The 17,895-nt window shown below is 42.1% G+C and carries 12 protein-coding genes and 3 pseudogenes; 10 read left to right on the top strand and 5 right to left on the bottom strand.

What is annotated here, in order from left to right; translation table 11 throughout:
• Nucleotide 1: 1 nt before the first annotated feature.
• From IR173_RS05415 to sppA, 3 genes are read right to left on the bottom strand one after another with little or no spacing between them, the layout of a single operon-like run.
• Nucleotides 2–811 (bottom strand): purine-nucleoside phosphorylase, encoded by an 810-nt coding sequence (locus IR173_RS05415; RefSeq protein WP_237038654.1) that lies wholly within the window; start codon nucleotides 809–811, stop codon nucleotides 2–4.
• Nucleotides 756–1,874 carry a tetraacyldisaccharide 4'-kinase gene (lpxK, locus tag IR173_RS05410; RefSeq protein WP_237038653.1) on the bottom strand — a complete coding sequence of 373 codons (1,119 nt, stop codon included), beginning with the start codon at nucleotides 1,872–1,874 and terminating at the stop codon, nucleotides 756–758. Before lpxK ends, IR173_RS05415 begins: the two co-directional genes overlap by 56 nt.
• A 6-nt stretch (nucleotides 1,875–1,880) precedes the next feature.
• Nucleotides 1,881–3,665 (bottom strand): signal peptide peptidase SppA, encoded by a 1,785-nt coding sequence (sppA, locus tag IR173_RS05405; protein ID WP_237038652.1) that lies wholly within the window; start codon nucleotides 3,663–3,665, stop codon nucleotides 1,881–1,883.
• Nucleotides 3,666–3,799: 134 nt separating this feature from the next.
• On the opposite strand from sppA, the gene IR173_RS05400 reads away from it, so the two are divergent.
• The 8 genes and pseudogenes from IR173_RS05400 to IR173_RS05360 all read left to right on the top strand — a co-directional run bounded on the left by IR173_RS05400 (nucleotide 3,800) and on the right by IR173_RS05360 (nucleotide 13,428).
• The gene (locus IR173_RS05400; RefSeq protein WP_237038651.1) at nucleotides 3,800–4,405 is read left to right on the top strand and encodes a nitroreductase family protein; all 606 of its coding nucleotides are present in this window, start codon (nucleotides 3,800–3,802) and stop codon (nucleotides 4,403–4,405) included.
• A gap of 72 nt (nucleotides 4,406–4,477) precedes the next feature.
• Nucleotides 4,478–7,318: a bifunctional fucokinase/fucose-1-phosphate guanylyltransferase gene (locus IR173_RS05395; RefSeq protein ID WP_237038650.1), complete on the top strand. Its 2,841-nt coding sequence runs from the start codon at nucleotides 4,478–4,480 to the stop codon at nucleotides 7,316–7,318.
• Between the two features lie 600 nt (nucleotides 7,319–7,918).
• Nucleotides 7,919–8,488: an RNA polymerase sigma-70 factor gene (locus IR173_RS05390; RefSeq protein ID WP_237038649.1), complete on the top strand. Its 570-nt coding sequence runs from the start codon at nucleotides 7,919–7,921 to the stop codon at nucleotides 8,486–8,488.
• Between the two features lie 68 nt (nucleotides 8,489–8,556).
• Nucleotides 8,557–9,528 carry a FecR family protein gene (locus IR173_RS05385; RefSeq protein ID WP_237038648.1) on the top strand — a complete coding sequence of 324 codons (972 nt, stop codon included), beginning with the start codon at nucleotides 8,557–8,559 and terminating at the stop codon, nucleotides 9,526–9,528.
• Nucleotides 9,518–10,636: an STN and carboxypeptidase regulatory-like domain-containing protein gene (locus tag IR173_RS05380; protein ID WP_237038647.1), complete on the top strand. Its 1,119-nt coding sequence runs from the start codon at nucleotides 9,518–9,520 to the stop codon at nucleotides 10,634–10,636. Before IR173_RS05385 ends, IR173_RS05380 begins: the two co-directional genes overlap by 11 nt.
• A gap of 77 nt (nucleotides 10,637–10,713) precedes the next feature.
• Entirely contained in the window at nucleotides 10,714–12,108 is a 1,395-nt protein-coding gene (locus tag IR173_RS05375; protein ID WP_237038646.1) for a TonB-dependent receptor, read from the top strand.
• A 450-nt stretch (nucleotides 12,109–12,558) separates the two neighbouring features.
• Nucleotides 12,559–13,025: pseudogene (locus tag IR173_RS05365) on the top strand (RteC domain-containing protein).
• Nucleotides 13,026–13,104: 79 nt separating this feature from the next.
• Nucleotides 13,105–13,428 (top strand): helix-turn-helix domain-containing protein, encoded by a 324-nt coding sequence (locus tag IR173_RS05360; protein WP_237038645.1) that lies wholly within the window; start codon nucleotides 13,105–13,107, stop codon nucleotides 13,426–13,428.
• A gap of 66 nt (nucleotides 13,429–13,494) precedes the next feature.
• Here IR173_RS05360 and IR173_RS05355 read toward each other — a convergent pair.
• A pseudogene (locus tag IR173_RS05355) lies at nucleotides 13,495–13,816 on the bottom strand (plasmid mobilization protein); the annotation flags it as partial.
• Here IR173_RS05355 and IR173_RS05350 point away from each other — a divergent pair.
• Together IR173_RS05350 and IR173_RS05345 are read left to right on the top strand one after the other, a co-directional pair.
• Nucleotides 13,807–14,052: pseudogene (locus tag IR173_RS05350) on the top strand (peptidase domain-containing ABC transporter); the annotation flags it as partial. The pseudogenes IR173_RS05355 and IR173_RS05350 overlap by 10 nt on opposite strands.
• A gap of 338 nt (nucleotides 14,053–14,390) precedes the next feature.
• The gene (locus IR173_RS05345) at nucleotides 14,391–15,020 is read left to right on the top strand and encodes a glycosyltransferase family protein (RefSeq protein ID WP_237038644.1); all 630 of its coding nucleotides are present in this window, start codon (nucleotides 14,391–14,393) and stop codon (nucleotides 15,018–15,020) included.
• A gap of 142 nt (nucleotides 15,021–15,162) precedes the next feature.
• Here IR173_RS05345 and IR173_RS05340 read toward each other — a convergent pair whose 3' ends face one another.
• On the bottom strand, nucleotides 15,163–16,953 hold the full coding sequence (locus IR173_RS05340; protein ID WP_237038643.1) for a VapE domain-containing protein: 1,791 nt from the start codon (nucleotides 16,951–16,953) through the stop codon (nucleotides 15,163–15,165).
• Between the last annotated feature and the right edge of the window lie 942 nt (nucleotides 16,954–17,895).

Below are 17,895 nucleotides of genomic sequence, written 5' to 3'. Positions count from 1 at the left end.
GTTAAGCTCTATTAATAAGTTCGCGCATAATGGTTGTCATCCGTGGCTGCGCTTCATCTGCCGCTTTCTGAACTTCTTCGTGAGAAACTTCCACTATCTTGCCTTCCACGCCGAGGTCTGTGATGACTGATACTCCAAACACTTTAATGCCGCAATGGTTCGCAACAATTACTTCGGGGACGGTAGACATACCTACGGCGTCGGCTCCCAGGATGTGGAACATCTTATATTCTGCCGGAGTTTCAAAAGTCGGTCCTTGTGTACCGATATATACGCCTTGCTGTACTTTGATGCCCTTTTCTTCGGCTATTTTTAATGCCTTGTTGATAAGTTCTTTAGAGTAGGCTTCGCTCATGTCTGGGAAACGGGGGCCGTATTCGATATTTTTTCCGTGCAACGGATGTTCGGGGAAGAAGTTGATATGGTCTCTGATAATCATTAAGTCACCGATTTCAAAATTGGGATTAGTTCCGCCGGCAGCATTAGACACAAACAGTGTCTTGATGCCTAATTCGCGCATTACACGTACCGGGAAAGTAACTTCTTTCATTGAATATCCTTCGTAAAAATGGAACCGTCCCTGCATGGCCATGATGTCCTTGTTGCCTAATTTGCCAAAGATGAGTTTTCCACTGTGACCTTCTACTGTCGATATGGGAAAATTAGGAATATCTTTGTAACTTATTTCATATTTATCGGTAATTTCGTGTACCAAACTTCCTAAACCTGTGCCCAGTATAATTGCTGTTTCGGGGTTAGTATGCATCTTCTCTTTCAGAAAAGCTGCGGTCTCTTGGATTTTTTCTAACATATTCGGTTATATTTAAGTTGAATAATTCTTGTTGGTCATGTAAAAAGCTCACTTCTATCGGGAGTACATAGATAAATGGTTTGATGGTTTCGTCCAACAATGGATGGGATGACAGTCTCACCGCATCCTTTTCTGTGGTGATAATCATTCGTTTGCCTTCCGGCAGTTGTTCAAAGCGGCCTTTTATGATTTCCATGTCTTGAGGGGTGAAGTCATGGTGGTCACTAAATGTCAATGGGTTGATATGTTCGTTATAAGGGGCCAAGTCATGGATTAACTTAGCCGGGGATGCAATTCCGGTAACGAGCAATATATGTGCGTCTTTATGGATATTGGTTATGGGATACTCCTTCCCTTGTCGGGTGATAGGATACAATTTTCCATAATTCAGAGTTGTGAAGTAAAGCTGTTGATAGGGATATAATCCCATCTGTTTACGCAGCACTCGCACGTCCATAGGAGTTATATCCTTTGGACATTTTGTGATTATCACGATATGGGCACGGTTTTTGCCTTTTTCGGGTTCGCGCATTCGTCCTGCCGGCAACAAAGCGTCTTCGCAGATGGGCCGGTGATAGTCCACCAGAAGAATGTTCATTCCCGGTTTCACATAGCGGTGCTGAAAAGCGTCATCCAATATGACAACTTCCGTTCCGGGTGCGGTGTATCCGTTGCATAATTCCTCGATGCCGTGGCAGCGGTCATGGTCTACTGCCATATAGATATCTGGAAATTTCTGCTTCATCTGGAATGGTTCGTCACCTATCATATTTACCGGAGTATCCGGCTTGGCCAATACGAAACCTTTTGATTTTCGTTTATAGCCCCGGCTTAGTACCGCTACCTTATAGTTTGGTTGCAATAACTTTATCAGATATTCGGTATGAGGTGTTTTCCCGGTACCTCCGACGGTAATATTGCCCACCGAGATAACCGGAATATCAAAGCTTCTTTCTTTGTATATTCCCCAGTCGAATAGCTTGTTGCGCATCCATACGCTGGTTCCGTAAAGCCACGAAACCGGGTATAGCCACTTATGTATTTTGATAAAGTTATTCTCCATTAAAAGTTATTTGATGTTCAGTTCGAATGGCATACGTGCCTGTACAGGATTGATTTCTTTCAGATTTTGTAAAATTTCGAAATAGCTGTAGAAACCGCCCATATATTCTTTCATCTGACTGTTGACATAGTGTTTACGTTGGCTGTTCAGCAGGTTCATAAAGAAACTTTCTTTTTCTGGATAGCTGATAACGGTGTAGTTTTCTACGTCTGCCTGTTTTGCGGCAGCTGCCAGAGCATCGTTGATGCCACCCAATTTATCTACCAATCCTAAGCCGATAGCCATTTCACCTGTCCATACTCGTCCTTCGGCTATTTTTTCGATATCTGCTGCCGACATTTTTCTTCCTTCGGCGCAACGGTTTACGAATAGTTTATATCCATTGTTGATATAGTTTTGAAGCGCTTCCTGTTCGGCATTGTTGAATGGGCGTGTTACGAGTGGTCCGAAACTTGCTCCCATATCGGCCATTTTATTGGTTTTCACTACATCGAAATCCAGTCCCAGTTTGTCTTTGAATAACTTCTCTCCCGAAGGAATCATACCAAAAATACCGATAGAACCAGTTAGGGTTGTCGGGTCGGCAAAGATAGAATCTGCGGCGCAAGAGATGTAATAACCGCCTGATGCAGCATAGTCACCCATAGAGACGATAACCGGTTTCTTTTCTTTCAGGCGTACTACTTCGCGCCATATTTGTTCTGAAGCATAAGCACTTCCGCCCGGAGAGTTTACGCGCAGGACAACTGCCTTTACATTGTCGTCATCGCGCAGTCTGCGCAAGTCTCGTGTCATCTTTTGCCCGTCAATGACCTCTTCGGTAGAGTTGGAGGAAGCAGCATCTAAAATTTCTCCTGATGCATAATATACGGCAACTACATTTCCACTTTTATCTTTGGGGACATTCTTTTTTACGTTTATCATATCTTCGAGGAAAAGACTGTTCAGACTTTGGTCTTCTTTCCGTCCGGTCAGTTGTTTCAGATAAGCGAGCATTCCATCCTTGTACAGCAGTGAGTCGGCTAGTCCGCATTTGATATACTCTTCTGCCTGACAGAGATCCATGCATTGGTCTGCATAAGCATTAAGGGAATCTTTGGAGATGTTGCGTGACACCGAAACGCCATCCAGTAGCTGGTTCCATATAGAGTTTAAGAATACAGTGACTTGTTCACGGTTGGCAGGGCTCATTTCGGTAGCGATAAACGGTTCTACTGCCGATTTGTAAGTGCCTACTTTGAAGACTTGTACATCAATGCCCAGTTTGTCCAGCAAATCTTTGAAGAAGACAGGTTGTGATGCCAGTCCGTGCCATGAAATGTTTCCGTGAGGATTTACTACTACTTTGTCTGCCACACTTGCCAGATAATACATGCCTTGTGTGTATTGGTCTGCGTAGGCTACAATAAACTTACCGCTTTCTTTGAAATCTTGAAGCGCATTGCGTATTTCTTCCAATGACGCAAAGGAAGTGGCCAAATAAGACGGTTGGATATAGATACCCTTAATCTTGTCATTTTCTTTGGCTTTTTTGATGGAAGATAAAATGTCGTTCAGCCCATAAGAAGCATTTTCTTCTCCCAATATTTGTTGGAACGGGTTTTCTTGTACACGCTCGGACAAGTTGCCTTTCAAATCGAGGACGAATACAGAATTGTCTTTCACTATCGTTTCAGAGTCTGATGAAGCTACCATGCCTACTACGGTGATAAGGCCCAGCACAGTGAGTACCACACCGGCTAAAATGACGCCTATTAAACTAGCCAATGTAAATTTAAGAAAATCTTTCATTGAATGTGTTCTTTATAATGTTAATAATTAGCTAACAAAAATAGTTGATTGTATTGAAAAAAGCAAAGAAAGTGAACTTCTTTTGCTGTCTGCTTGTTTATATAGGTAAATAACTCATAAATAAATTGCTGAATATGACAAAAACTTTTAAGGAGGCCATAAAGAACCGCCGCACTTTTTATCAGATAGACAATAAATCCACGTTGTCTGAAAAAGAATTGTTGGATTTGATTCGTTTTGCTGTCGAACATGTTCCTTCAGCATTCAATTCGCAAACCACACGCGTTGTTTTATTAACAGGTGAAGCTCACCAAAAGTTGTGGAATATCGTTAAAAACACGTTGCGCAAGCAGATTCCTGCGGAGGCTTTTGTTAAAACGGAACAGAAAATAGATGGTAGTTTTGCTTGTGGATACGGAACGATTCTGTACTTCGAGGATATGTCTATTGTCCATGCTTTACAGGAACAGTTCTCCACTTATAAAGATAATTTCCCGGTTTGGGCAGAGCAGACTGACGCGATGCATCAATTTGCCATTTGGACGATGTTGGAGGATGCCGGAATGGGTGCTTCTCTGCAACATTATAATCCGCTGATTGATGATGAAGTGCGTGCTGCATGGAGTCTGCCGCTACATTGGAAATTGATAGCACAGATGCCTTTCGGAGTTCCTGTGGCACAACCCGGGCCGAAAGAAGTGATGCCTTTGGATGAACGTGTATTTGCTTTTAACGACTAAATTTTTCTTGTTCCGTTTGGCTCGTTAGGGGAAAATAAGCATCTTTGCGTATTATAAATACAAAGATGCATTATGAAAAAACTTTTATCGCTTCCCCCTAATTTGGTGGAATGTTTTCATGATATAGAAAAGGCCGACCGTGGTGAATGGTTTTGTACTTCTGATCCTATTGGTAGTAAACTGGGCTCGGGAGGAGGAACGGCCTGGCTGCTTGAAGCATGTAAACAGCATGTTGCTCCTGATAAGGACTTCATGGAATGGCTGGGGGAGGAAAAAAGAATACTGTTGCACGCCGGCGGACAGAGCCGGCGTTTGCCCGGATATGCTCCGTCGGGTAAAATATTAACACCTGTTCCTGTCTTTAGATGGGCAAGGGGACAGCGCTTGGAACAAAATCTGCTGTCACTCCAACTTCCCTTATATGAACAAATAATGGAGAAGGCTCCGGCTTCTCTGCGTACATTGATAGCTAGCGGAGATGTGTATATCCGTGCAGATCAGCCGCTTCAGGATATTCCTGATGCTGATGTGGTGTGCTATGGGCTTTGGGTAGATCCCAATTTGGCAAAGAATCATGGGGTGTTTGTTTCTTCGCGCAGCAATCCCGACAAACTGGACTTTATGCTTCAGAAACCTTCGGTCGAAAAATTAGGTAAATTGATGCAAACTCATTTGTTCCTGATGGATATCGGTATTTGGTTACTGAGTGATCGGGCTGTTGGTTTGTTGGTAAAACGTTCTAAAAAAGAAGGTGAGCTCTCATATTATGATATGTATTCCGAATTTGGATTGACACTGGGCGAACATCCGCGTATTGTAGATAAAGAGTTGAATGGGTTGAGTGTGGCTATCTTGCCGTTGCCCGGAGGTGAGTTTTATCATTATGGAACAAGCAGGGAATTAATCTCCTCCACTTTGGCTGTGCAGAATTTGGTGAACGACCAACGTGAAATCATGCATCGCAAAGTGAAGCCCCATCCGGCTATGTTTGTACAGAATGCTGATGTGGCTTATCATCTTACTGCGGATAATTCTGAAATCTGGATAGAAAACAGTTGTGTAGGCAAGGAGTGGAACCTTCATCAACAGACGATTATAACAGGAGTTCCGGATAATAACTGGAAACTCAATGTACCATCGGGGGTATGTGTTGATGTGGTACCTTTGGGAGAAACTGAATATGTAGCCCGTCCCTATGGATTTAATGATGCTTTTAAGGGGGCACTGACGGATAAAAATACTGTTTATCAGGGCGCTCCGGTGTGTGAATGGCTTTCTTGCCGTGGAATAGCAGTTGAAGAGATAGAAGGTATCCAAGATTTGCAGGCCGCCCGTTTATTCCCTGTTTGCTCTACAGTGGAAGATTTGGGACTGGTAATGCGTTGGATGATTTCCGAACCCGAACTTCAGGAAGGTAAGGAGATATGGAAACGTTCTCGCCGGTTGTCGGCCGATGAGATTTCCGCTTATGCTAATCTGCGTCGTTTGGCTGCTCAGCGTGATGCATTTCGGGTTATGAACTGGCCTGTGTTGGCACGTAATTATGAGCGTAGTGTTTTTTATCAGTTGAATTTGGAAGATGCCGCTTATGAATTTGCCACTCATCATTTGGAGTTGCCGGATTCATTGCCACTGTCTGCGCCATTGATGACCCGGGTAAGTGATTACATGTTTCGGGCTAAAGTCAGACAACTTAGTGGTGAAGCCTATGAAGATGATGAAAGTAAGGCGTTTGGGCTGATGCGCGAAGGTTTGACAGCTGCTGCATTGGCGAAAAAACAGCAACCTTATTTGTCGGTTTATTCTGACCAGATTGTGTGGGGAAGAAGTCCGGTTCGTATTGATTTGGCGGGCGGATGGACAGATACTCCTCCTTATTGTCTGAATGAAGGTGGAAATGTGGTGAATATCGCTATTGAACTGAATGGCCAACCTCCTTTGCAAGTCTATGTAAAGCCTTGTAAAGAATATAAGATTATTTTACGCTCTATTGACTTGGGGGCAATGGAGACTGTTGTTACTTATGAAGAACTGCATGATTTTATGCAGGTTGGTTCTCCTTTCTCTATTCCTAAGGCGGCCTTGGTGTTGGCCGGTTTCCAGCCGGGATTCTCTGTCGACGTTTATGCTACGTTGGAAGAGCAGCTCAAGGCATTTGGTTCAGGTATTGAAATCACCTTGTTGTCGGCTATTCCTGCAGGTTCAGGCTTGGGCACAAGTTCTATTCTGGCTTCCACGGTGCTTGGTGCGGTTTCTGATTTCTGTGGCTTGAAGTGGGATAAGAATGAAATATGCAATCGTACTCTGATTTTGGAGCAATTGCTCACTACCGGTGGGGGATGGCAAGACCAGTATGGAGGCGTGCTTCGTGGGGTTAAGCTTCTTCAGACCCATGCCGGTATAGAGCAAAGTCCGTTAGTTCGTTGGTTGCCCGATTATTTGTTTACTGGCAGTGAGTATCAGAAGTGTCATTTGTTGTATTATACCGGTATCACTCGCACTGCCAAAGGAATTTTGGCTGAGATTGTCCGTAGTATGTTCCTCAATTCTACAGAACATCTTGCACTGTTGGGGAGCATGAAAAGCCATGCACTTGATTTATATGAAGCTGTCCAACGTGGTAATTTTGATGAAATGGGTCGTTTGGTAGGTAAAAGCTGGAAGCAGAATCAGGCTCTTGATTCGGGGACTAATCCTACATCGGTTGAGGCTATCATTCGTCGGATTGATGATTATTGCTTGGGTTATAAGTTGCCCGGAGCAGGCGGGGGAGGCTATCTTTATATGGTGGCTAAAGACCCCGAAGCTGCTGTCAAAATAAGAACAATATTGACCCAGAATCCGCCAAACAGTTGTGCTCGTTTTGTCGATATGACATTGTCCGACAAGGGATTGCAGGTTAGTCGCAGTTAGGCCTGTAGGGTGCATAACTGTGCAATCAGCCTTTTGATATTTTCTGTAGCTATTTCAGGTTTCATTGTTTTCTCTAATGCGATGGAACCCCGAAGTAGCTATTTCAATAAAACTCTTACCAGCAGATTAGTGTGTCATTATTAATCACTCTTAGTAATTCTTACACAAATTGCTTGGTGTCGTATCTTCCTTTCTCCTCTCATCCATGAAATAAAAGACGTTTATAAAAAGAAAAACTGGGAGAAACCTTGGAAAAGAATAGGGGTAGTGCTGAAGCACATCGAAAAGTAACAAGACTGAAAGGAAGATGAACCTTTCTTCTATTCTTCACGTATTCAATATCTTAGCAAGCTCTTAGTTCTCTCTCCTACTAATAACCCCACGTGTGCAATTCTTTAGATTGCTTAGTGTTGCGGTGGTTGTTTGAGTTGGTGCAACGATAGGTGTTTATATAGAGAAATAAAATAAAAGAGCAATTTATTCGCAGAGTAATGTGAAATTTATAAAATACAAGTAAGCTTATATATTCCTATAAAAGTAAAATGAGCCATTGTGTGTTTACTGCTTATTTCTATCTTTGAATCGTAATCAAAGAAATTAATGATGGCAATAGCAGTAGAGGATTTAATTTCTCAAGTTCAGCAAGACAATGAATATGCATTTAAGCAACTTTATCAAATGTACTATTCAAAAGTCGTATTTTTCATTATGGGAATAATAAAAAACCATAATGCAGCTAAAGATTTGGCACAAGATGTATTTGTCAATATATGGGTTAACAGAAGCAAATTAGATGCCACCTCAAATTTAAGTAATTATATTTTTGTATCATCTCGTAATACAGCAATAAACTACTTGAAAAAAGAAGCAATTTTTCCACATTCTCCGATAGAGGCAGAACAATTAAATATAAGCATCGGCAATACAGGGGAAAACAATCTGTTCGCCAAAGAAATAAGTCTGTTAATAGAAATGGTCGTTTCTGAAATGCCTGCACAACGACAACGGATTTATCGGTTGAGCAGAGAACAAGGATTAAACAATGAAGAAATAGCCCACATCTTGAGGATAAGTCAAAAAACGGTTGAAAACCAAATCAGTACAGCCCTAAAGGATATAAGAAGGGCTATTTCAATGTATCTTATCTTTATGCTATATATGTTATCATAGGTTAAATATCGGTTTCGTGGATGGGAGTATAATGCTTATTGATTGTACATATAAAAAAGATAAGAATTATGAACTACATTCAGGAAATCATCGAACGATACTTCATTCGTACATATCCTAAAGATTTGGAATTGAAAATCCAATGTTGGTTATGCAATGATGAGAAAACAGAATTGAAAAATGCGGCTCTGTCAGATTTATGGAATGAGATAAAAGTCAACTCACAGAGTTACAATATGGAAAATTCTTGGAACAAAATAGCGAATCAGCTAAATTTCAAGAATATCAAAGTCATTAAAAAAAAATATTCATATTGGTATGTGGCGGCATCAGTTCTTTTATGTGTGTTAATAGGGAGTGTTGGGCTATGGAGAAATGAAATATTCAACCAAACGGTGCAAGTAATTGCAACAGCAAATAGAGAATACAAGAATATCATCTTGCCGGACGGTTCTACCGTTTATTTAAACCCAAGTTCTCAAATCAGTTATAAAAAAGATTTTGATGATACAATTCGTTATGTCAGCCTGCAAGGTGAAGCCTATTTTAATGTGAAACCTATTCAAGAGAAGCCTTTCATCGTTGACTGCAAAAATTTGACTGCAAAAGTCTTAGGAACAAAATTCAATATCAAGAATTATCAGGAAGACATACAGGCTTCGGCTTATCTGGAAAACGGCTCTATCCAAGTTTCTATTCAACAGAATTCGCAGGTCTTCATCTTAAAGCCAAAAGAAAAGATTATATATGACAAATTGTCAAAACAAACGGAATTATTATTTAACCGGAATAAAGAACAAGCAGATTTATCCTTTCACAATGCTTCAATTCATGATATAATGAATATGCTTGAACGGCGGTTTAATATTCAGATAGCATTGCAAGGAAATACATCTGAAAAGTACACGATAGAATTTAATTCTAAAGCATCCATTAAGGATATTCTTGATGCTTTATGCACTTTAGATGAAGATTTATCATGGGAGAAAAATAATCAATCATTCATAATTCGCACAAAACAATCACACAATGAAAACTAATCCATTCATCTTTATTTGCTTTTTGATGCTCTTATTGAAAAGCCCTTTATTTGCACAGAATTTGAATGTCAGATACTCGGTAGAGGGCGATTTTACTATTACTGATTTTTTGGAAGCAGTTAAAGAAAAAACCGGATATAGGATGGCGTACAAGCAATCAGATGCACAAAATAATAGAAAAATCAAAATAAAATATGAGAGAAAACCTCTGAATACAATACTGGAAAACGTATTGAAAAAGTATGGCTTGTCATTTGTTATAAACAATGGTTTGATAATTATAAAAAAAGAAGCAGTTGAATCCGGTGGTGGAATCAGAGGAACGGTAAAAGATAAAGTAACATTGAAGCCCTTATGCTATGCGAATGTTATACTGTTGGATGCCAATGATAATCAGATATGTGGCGTATCAACCGACAGTTGTGGCTTCTTTAGATTTCCGGACTTGAAAGTCGGACGTTATCGAATGAAAACGAGTATGATAGGTTTCTCTCCTTCATTATCCGATTATTTGCTCGTTACATCTTTACGGGAAAGGAACTTTGATTTCTATTTGGATGAAAGCCCTGAAAGGCTCAATGAAATAACAGTCGTAGCATCCATCCCTCGTAATAACATGCAGAATATGATGGCATTGTCCGGAGGAAGGATGCTAAACGTGGAAGAAACCTCACGATTTGCCGGAAATTTTGATGACCCTACTCGTTTGGCTGCTGCGTTTACCGGTATCGCATCAAGCAGCGTAAACTCAAATGCAATGGAAATAAGGGGGAATTCACCCCAATTTGCCCAATGGAGGATGGAGGGGATTGAAACTCCTAACCTCACGCACTATGCAGATATGACAGGACTTGGAGGGGGAATGTTGACAGGACTCAGCACGCAAATCATTGGTAACTCGGACTTTTACTATAGTGCTTACCCCGCTGAATTTACGAATTCTCTATCTGGCATTTTTGATATGAAAATGCGCAATGGAAATCCAAACCAATTTGAACACACATTCCAGTTTGGTGTATGGGGGCTGGACGTTTCATCAGAAGGACCTATTAATAAAAAGAAAGGCAGTTCTTATTTATTAACTATCGCTATTCATATTCGGGTTTAGCCGATAAAATCAGTGGTTCTGATGAAGGGCTTGATTATCAGGATTTGGCTTTCAAAATAAATTTGCCAACCTTCAATATGGGAACTTTCACATTCTGGGGCATCGGACTTTTGGACAAAATAACTCAAAAGCCGGAAGATAATGCGGAAAAATGGGAAACAATTTCGGAACGGCAAGAACAAAAGGCTGATTTTCAAAAAGGCGTATTTGGCATGATACATATTTTACCTTTGAGCAGTAGCGCCTATTTGAAGACCAATATGGGCTTAACTTATTCGGGCACAAAAGCAAACAACCATATTTATGATAACGAGTTGAATAGAATGCCAATTGCTTTCGCAACGAAACATGAAACGGACCTGCAAATCAACACGTTCATAAACAAGCGTTTCAATGCTTGGCATACGAACCGTACAGGTATTAGTTACACCGGAATATTTTATCACTTGAACTTTAACACAAGCCCTGATGCCGGATTATTTCATCCAATGGAACGTTATGCTTATGGAAGCGGACAAAATAACGTATTATATATATATTCAAATTCGCTTTTTCAGTTAAGCAAGCAATTGAAACTGAATGTGGGTGTCGGAACTCAATATTTCGATTTGAATAAAGCATGGACAATTGAGCCACGGTTAAGTCTTAAATGGAACTTTCACCCTAAACAATATCTGTCATTCGGATATGGGCTTTCAAGCAGAAGAGAAAGAATCGAATACTATTATACCCATATTCCTAATCAGAGGAATATAGACAACACCCCATTAGGTTTGGCGAAAACACACCAACTTAATCTGACTTACGATTGGATGATTACAAATAACTTGAATTTGCGGATTGAACCCTATTTCCAATATTTATATGATATTCCTGTGGAAGAAAACTCTTCTTTTTCCATTATAAATTTTAATGCGTTTATTTTGGACAGACAATTAGTAGGCGTAGGAAAGGGCAAAAACTATGGCATCGACATAACATTGGAGCACTACTTGAAAAGCGGCTGGTATTGGATGATAAACGGTTCTTTGTTCAAATCAAAGTATATGGGTGGAGACAGAATTTGGAGAAGTTCACGTATGGATCGTCGCTTTATTATAAAAGCATTGGCAGGGAAGGAATGGATATTGGGTAAAAAGGGAAATAAAATAATAGGAATTAATGCAAAGATTACATATCAAGGTGGAGAACGTTATACTCCCATTGATTATATAAAATCCGAGAATACACATCTTATCAAAGAAGATGAAACGAAAGCTTATTCTCTCCAATTAGCCCCATCTTTTATTTCAGATTTAACAATCAATTATAGAATAAATAAGAAAAAAGTATCGCATGAATTTTCTCTGCAATTCCTAAACCTGAATGGCTTTAAAAATTCTTATTATCAATATAACATATTAACTAATCAAGTAGAAAAGAAACATAGTGTAACTCTTGTCCCGAATTTGAGATACAAATTGTATTTTTAACGGTAGACAATAAAAAGAACATAAAGTTTTCCAAAGCAATGAATACAAATAATATGATATATGCAACAAGATGAAAGATTATTATGTTTTTTGTCATTTTTCTTATTTTTCGTCCTATCTATGCACAAAAACAAAGAGAATGGACGAAGAATTATTCTGTCAAATCGTCTAAAATGCTGACGGCGAAATATCTGTACATATTAGTAATGCCTTTAAAAAGGAATTAGAACAATCCTTTATCGGTAATCCGACAAAAGATGAACAGTTTGCTACAACAGAGATTTTTCCGGTTAATGTCGGAATACTCACAGCGTAAAGTTTCTGTCTTAGAGTTCACAGAAGCTATTGAAGAATTGGCTGCACATTTAGCCGATTTCAGTATTAACGAAGAATATTATAGCGTTTTACTACGTTATTTATCCTTTGGTTTACACCGTTTTAAATCGTATCGTGTACGATTTAAGCAAGGAAAAAATACTCTTTTTGCTTTAATTGATGAAGCAATGGGATTATTGAACAATGAAATGCGTATCGTCAAATTGCGCATAAAATATCCTGAACAGTTTCAGCAACATACAAATAAACTGTTCCTTTCCTCTCTCCATTTAGCTGACAAAACAAGCCTTATCAATGTCATGGAAATAGTCAGCAGCCTGTTTCTTTCCAAACGTGTAACATATCAGAATGGAAAACCTGTTCATCTGACGGACTTAGGCAAAGCCTTTGAATGGCGCTTTAATATAAAATTGGGAGATTATTTCCAAAAATACATGGATGTCATCAAGCGAAAGCCTGCCAAGTTAAGCGAGTTCCTTGATGAACTGGCAAACCTTATCCGAAAAGAACACGAAATAAAGGGTATAGATAATCAGGTGTTTAGCATCAATTTATACAGGGTAGCGTATGCTACCCTGTAATTTGTTGTTCGTCCTTTTCTGAACTTTGCTTCATCAATCGATTGACAATCTTAATGTATAACCTGAAAAATGAAGCAATATGTATGTAGATAATTACGAGTTCAAAGACTGGATGCAAAAACTTCTCGATAAACTGGAAGAAGTAGGCAAAGACGTAAAGAGTTTGCAGACCAACCCCGAAGTGATGCCAGGCGATAAACTTTTGGATAATCAGGATTTGTGTCTGTTATTCAAAGTTAGTACCCGAACATTACAGAGATTGCGAAGTGAAAAGATGCAATCATTTATGATGATTAGCGGAAAAGCCTATTACCGGGCTTCGGGTGTGCGTGAGTTCATAAAGGAACGGTTCGAGGTGGGTACGCTCCGAAAGTTTGAAAAAGAACACGGAACGGATAAGTAAGTATGAAATTCATCCCGAAGCTGTACACATGGCAGTTTCGGGATGTTTTTCCTTTGGCAAGTACATCTATTTTTCTACTGATATTATTCCCTCCTCCTTATAAGATGCTTCAAACTGTTTGGTAAGTGCAATAATCTGCTGATTCGTTTTCATCAGTTCGATAGTACATTGTTCCAGTTTGTAAAGCAACTGCTTTCTTTTCCGCAAAATTGGAATGAAGTTCTTTCACCGTTTGGTTATACAGTATGCCTATGCTCCTGAATTGTCAAAACAGTTGGGAGAGTTGGATGTAATAATCAACCTTGCTTTTATCAATCCTAAGTACCTTAAACGACTTCCCGAAAATACAGTTCTTAATGAAATGCGCTTTTACCTTATAGCCTGACTTTCTTTTTCAAGTACCTGTTTCCCTATAAAAGACAAATCGCTCACTTACTCCTGGGAATGTTGGCTGTGAGCCTCTTGCAGCTGATATTCCCTTTCCTTGCGCAATCATTGGTGGATGTCGGGATTCGGGACGGGACCCCGGGCTTTATTACGCTGATTCTGACAGCCCAACTCATCGTTTCCGTTTCCCAACTATCCGTGGAGTTCATACGGAGCTGGATATTGCTGCACATGGACAGGGGATATCAGGGCTGGCCTGTTTTTATACCATCGGCTTTGCTACAGGAAGGATTCTGAAGAACCGGTCGTGCTGGGCCTGAAAGAATAAACCGTCTGTCTCACTGACTGGATAGCTGAAGCCTTACAGGATAATACTACCGGCAAGGATTATTATGAAGTCTATTTCATTCTGGTCTTATTGCACACACTGAATATAATGAATGCCAAAATAGAAAATCTGCTGGCATGGTGCGACAAGGACATAACAGCCGCCCATTTAAAGAACCGATAATCAAACGATGACAACCATATTATGAAAGACACTCCTTCCATGCCTCCTGTAAGTATCCGGAAAGATGCTGACCGACTTGTTCCATTATGAATGCTATGACCTGATTATCTGCCGGGACTATTTCTTTTTAGCCTATCTGACAACGGATATTCCTGTTATATATATAGGTGACACCACTTGCAGGCTCTTCAACCGATACCTGGGAATCACAGACTCACAAAAACTCGATTTAGCCGAAGGGCTGGAAGAAAGAGCCATCCAAAAGGCAACACATATTGTATATGCTTCCGAATGGGCCCAAAACAGTGCCGTCAACCACTACCATGCAGCCCCCGAAAAAATCAGCGTTATAGAGTTCGGAGCCAACATAGACAATATTCCCGAGTATGCCGGGCATGACTGTACATCTGTCTGTAACCTGCTCTTTATAGGTAAAAATTGGGAAATGAAAGGCGGGAATAAAGCTATTGAAGTCTTCCATTCTGTAAAAGAGAAAGCCATTCCATGCACATTGACCATTATCGGAAGCACCCCTGCACAAATGCCGGAGGATACGGATATCATTGTCTATCCTTATATCGACAAGTCATCATCCGAAGGGCAAAAACTTTTTGAGCAGATACTCCGCCAATCCCATTTCCTGATTGCCCTTACTCTGTTTGACTGTTTCGGCATCGTATCCGCTTGTCTCTGAACAAAAAGATTTTGGATATTCGGATGTCACCCCGGGAAATATGGAATACCCGGGAAAAATCAGGGAATTCTTCCAAAGGTCCAATGCCAAATTTAAGATGATACAGACCATCCAGGAACTGTCTGTACCCAAGTATTAATGCCTAGCATTCCACCACCCGATACACATTCCCCTTGGCAGTATGTACCCGCTCGCCCAACTGGGGCAGGATGCGGCTCAGGCTGTAGGCCGTCATGCCCCTCATGGCTGAGGGATGGGCGGACTTCATCCGCTCGAACAACTGGGTGGCGGAAAGGGTCAGCACCTCCTGCGGTTCGTCCTCTTCCGTGGCAAAGCGGAAGCAGAGGCGGAACACCTCCTCTTCGGGTACATGCTTGTAGAACAGGGCGTTGTGTTGCTGTATGGCCTGTTCCTCTTCCTTGTTGAACCAGCCGCGTTCGCCGGACAGAAGCTCCGCCTTGAGTTGGGCGTACAGTTGCTCATGCTCTATGGGAGTGGTGCAGTCTATGGCGTGCTCCAGACTGACACAGAGAAAACGGCGTGAACCGGTACGGTCCACCAGCAGGTCTTCCCGGTTGCTGGTGCCGATGAACGAGGCGATGCGGGGAAGTGCCGAAGCACTGCGTTTGTAGGCCTTGCGAATATTCAGCGCGGAAGCCTGCATCAGATTCTTCAGCAGGGGCATTTTGGACGCACCCAACTTGTCGAATTCATCCAGATTAATCAGGCCGTAGGCAGCTAACCTGGCTTCGGCGGATGCCGGTGAGCTGAGGTCGTAACTCTCTGTATAGTAAGCTTTCAGCGCATCGGGCATCAACAGGCGGCAGAACGTACTTTTCCCCAGTCCCTGACGACTGCTCACCAGCAGGGGTGCCACGCTGTTGGCTCGGTTGGTATCCGGCCGGAACTGCATCCATTGGGCGGAGAGTCCCAGCATCCAGCGGTGGAAACCGTTCACCCATACCGGGGCGTCAGACACCCTGCGGGCGAGTGCCGATACCCGGTCGGTGCCGTCCCATTCGGGAAGCCGCTCAAAGTAGGCGGTAAAGGGATGGTATTCGCTGATGCGGCGCGAGCGCACAAAGCGTTGGATATCCCTGTCCCAGCAGTCTATGCCCGCTTCGATGGCTTCCAGACTGAGCGAGTTCATCCAGCGTTCGTCCACTTTGGCGTAGCGCAAGTGGTCATCGGGAATGCCGTTTTCCACGCCCGCCACCTCGGTTTCCTCGGTCAGCACGTTGAACCGGAAGTGGTAGCGGGAGGTAAGGAAAGCGGTCACTTCCTGCATCAAGGAGCGTGATTTCGCCTTCCTAACAGTTTTTTCCGGAGATATTGGCGCGGCCTCCTTTTCAGTGTCTTTCAAGGATTTCAGTTCGGCCTCCTTTCGGATGTCTTCCAAAGATATCACTCCGACTTTATTTTCAATATCTTTCGAGGACTTCACTCCGAGTTCCTTTCGGATATCTTCCAAAGATGTTGGTTCGACTTCCTTTTTAATGTCTTTTGAGTGTACGGAATTCATAACCTTTCGAACGCTTCCCGATTGTACAGACTCCTCCTCCGGTTCTTCTGTTAAAACTTCCGGACATCCGGAAAAGACGTTTCTGCTTTCCAACAAATTTCCCTCGCCGTTTTCAGCAAGAAGAACCTGTGACTTGGTGACTTCTTTCACCCCATCCTCACCGGAAACGATGTAGTGGTAACTGCCCGCCAGCGCATTCCCGTCGGTGCGCGGAGTCCAGTCCAGCACCAGAGCCACCCGGCCTTCACAGATATCCACTGCCAGGTGCACACCGGGCATGGTCCGACAAAGCGGCATCAGTCCGTTGAGGGCGGATACGAGGTCACGGCGTGGTGTTCCGTCGGAGGGAATAGGACTGGACAGGAATTTGCTTCCGAAGAAGACTGTTTTGAGAGTGGCGAATACATTCATGAGCACTTCTTTTTTAGGTTTGACGAATTACAAATATACAACATAAAAAAGCGTTTGTCAAGAGGGAAGACAAACTAATCCAATCCCGGCACAGAATATGACGGAGCCTGACACAATGACATATATACATGTGGGCTTATGCCACCGTATGTGTAGACCGATGCGTACGTACACACTACACACTTTACAAACAGGGGGTCAAAATGTGGATAATGCTGTCGTTTCGTGCGTAGGGGCGAGGGTTGCTCGCCCGAAAACAGTTTGTTTTGTGTCTTCGGGCAGGCGAACCCTGCCCCTACAACTGACGATGGGATAGCCCGGTTTCGCTTTGACACACTCCCATGCTGCAAAAAAGACCTTGGTGTTTTCCAAAAAGACCTTGGTGTTTTAAAAAAACCTCGGCACCTTTTTTAAAAAGCTCGGTATGTTTTTCATGTAGGGGAAGATGGAACCACCCTCACCAAGTCGGTCATTTCTCCTTTTCCGTTCATCCTTACATTTTAGCCGAAACATACGGATAATCAGTCGGTTAAGAATGACAGCACATCCCCTCATCCTCCCTTCAGCCGCGCTTTCCGAGTCCCTTCACAATCTGCCTTCAGCAATTCCCTTGTGTACTTTTTACACCTCTTTTCAGCCTGCCGTTTTCTGTAGGGGCAGACCCATGTGTCTGCCCGAGAACAGTTCACTTTAAGCCATTGGGCGGACACATGGGTCCGCCCCTACCGTAAAGCGTTATCGAAAAAGTTCAAAAGCCGGAAGAAGTATTATAAATGAAAGGAGGCTGAAGGGGCGGTGAGGGGATGCCCCTTCACTACCGGAACCCCCATCTACAGGGCGTTTCAACGACTAATGAAAGGAGGAAGGAAGAGACCGGTTTTCCGTTTGTAAGGTGAAAAAACACAGCCGGCTTTAGTGGGTTCAGCCATCGTATGACAAGCC

Source organism: Phocaeicola faecalis, assembly GCF_021730445.1.
Taxonomy (GTDB): Bacteria; Bacteroidota; Bacteroidia; order Bacteroidales; family Bacteroidaceae; genus Phocaeicola; species Phocaeicola faecalis.
Note: the sequence above shows the minus strand (reverse complement) of the source record. Positions and strands in the feature narration are given on the sequence as shown.

Coding starts and splice junctions, on each gene's coding strand:
- sppA (WP_237038652.1), bottom strand. CDS start 3,665: ATGAAAGATTTTCTTAAATTTACATTGGCTAGTTTAATAGGCGTCATT.
- IR173_RS05415 (WP_237038654.1), bottom strand. CDS start 811: ATGTTAGAAAAAATCCAAGAGACCGCAGCTTTTCTGAAAGAGAAGATG.
- IR173_RS05380 (WP_237038647.1), top strand. CDS start 9,518: ATGAAAACTAATCCATTCATCTTTATTTGCTTTTTGATGCTCTTATTG.
- IR173_RS05390 (WP_237038649.1), top strand. CDS start 7,919: ATGATGGCAATAGCAGTAGAGGATTTAATTTCTCAAGTTCAGCAAGAC.
- IR173_RS05395 (WP_237038650.1), top strand. CDS start 4,478: ATGAAAAAACTTTTATCGCTTCCCCCTAATTTGGTGGAATGTTTTCAT.
- IR173_RS05360 (WP_237038645.1), top strand. CDS start 13,105: ATGTATGTAGATAATTACGAGTTCAAAGACTGGATGCAAAAACTTCTC.
- IR173_RS05385 (WP_237038648.1), top strand. CDS start 8,557: ATGAACTACATTCAGGAAATCATCGAACGATACTTCATTCGTACATAT.
- IR173_RS05400 (WP_237038651.1), top strand. CDS start 3,800: ATGACAAAAACTTTTAAGGAGGCCATAAAGAACCGCCGCACTTTTTAT.
- IR173_RS05345 (WP_237038644.1), top strand. CDS start 14,391: ATGCTGACCGACTTGTTCCATTATGAATGCTATGACCTGATTATCTGC.
- IR173_RS05340 (WP_237038643.1), bottom strand. CDS start 16,953: ATGAATGTATTCGCCACTCTCAAAACAGTCTTCTTCGGAAGCAAATTC.
- lpxK (WP_237038653.1), bottom strand. CDS start 1,874: ATGGAGAATAACTTTATCAAAATACATAAGTGGCTATACCCGGTTTCG.
- IR173_RS05375 (WP_237038646.1), top strand. CDS start 10,714: ATGGGAACTTTCACATTCTGGGGCATCGGACTTTTGGACAAAATAACT.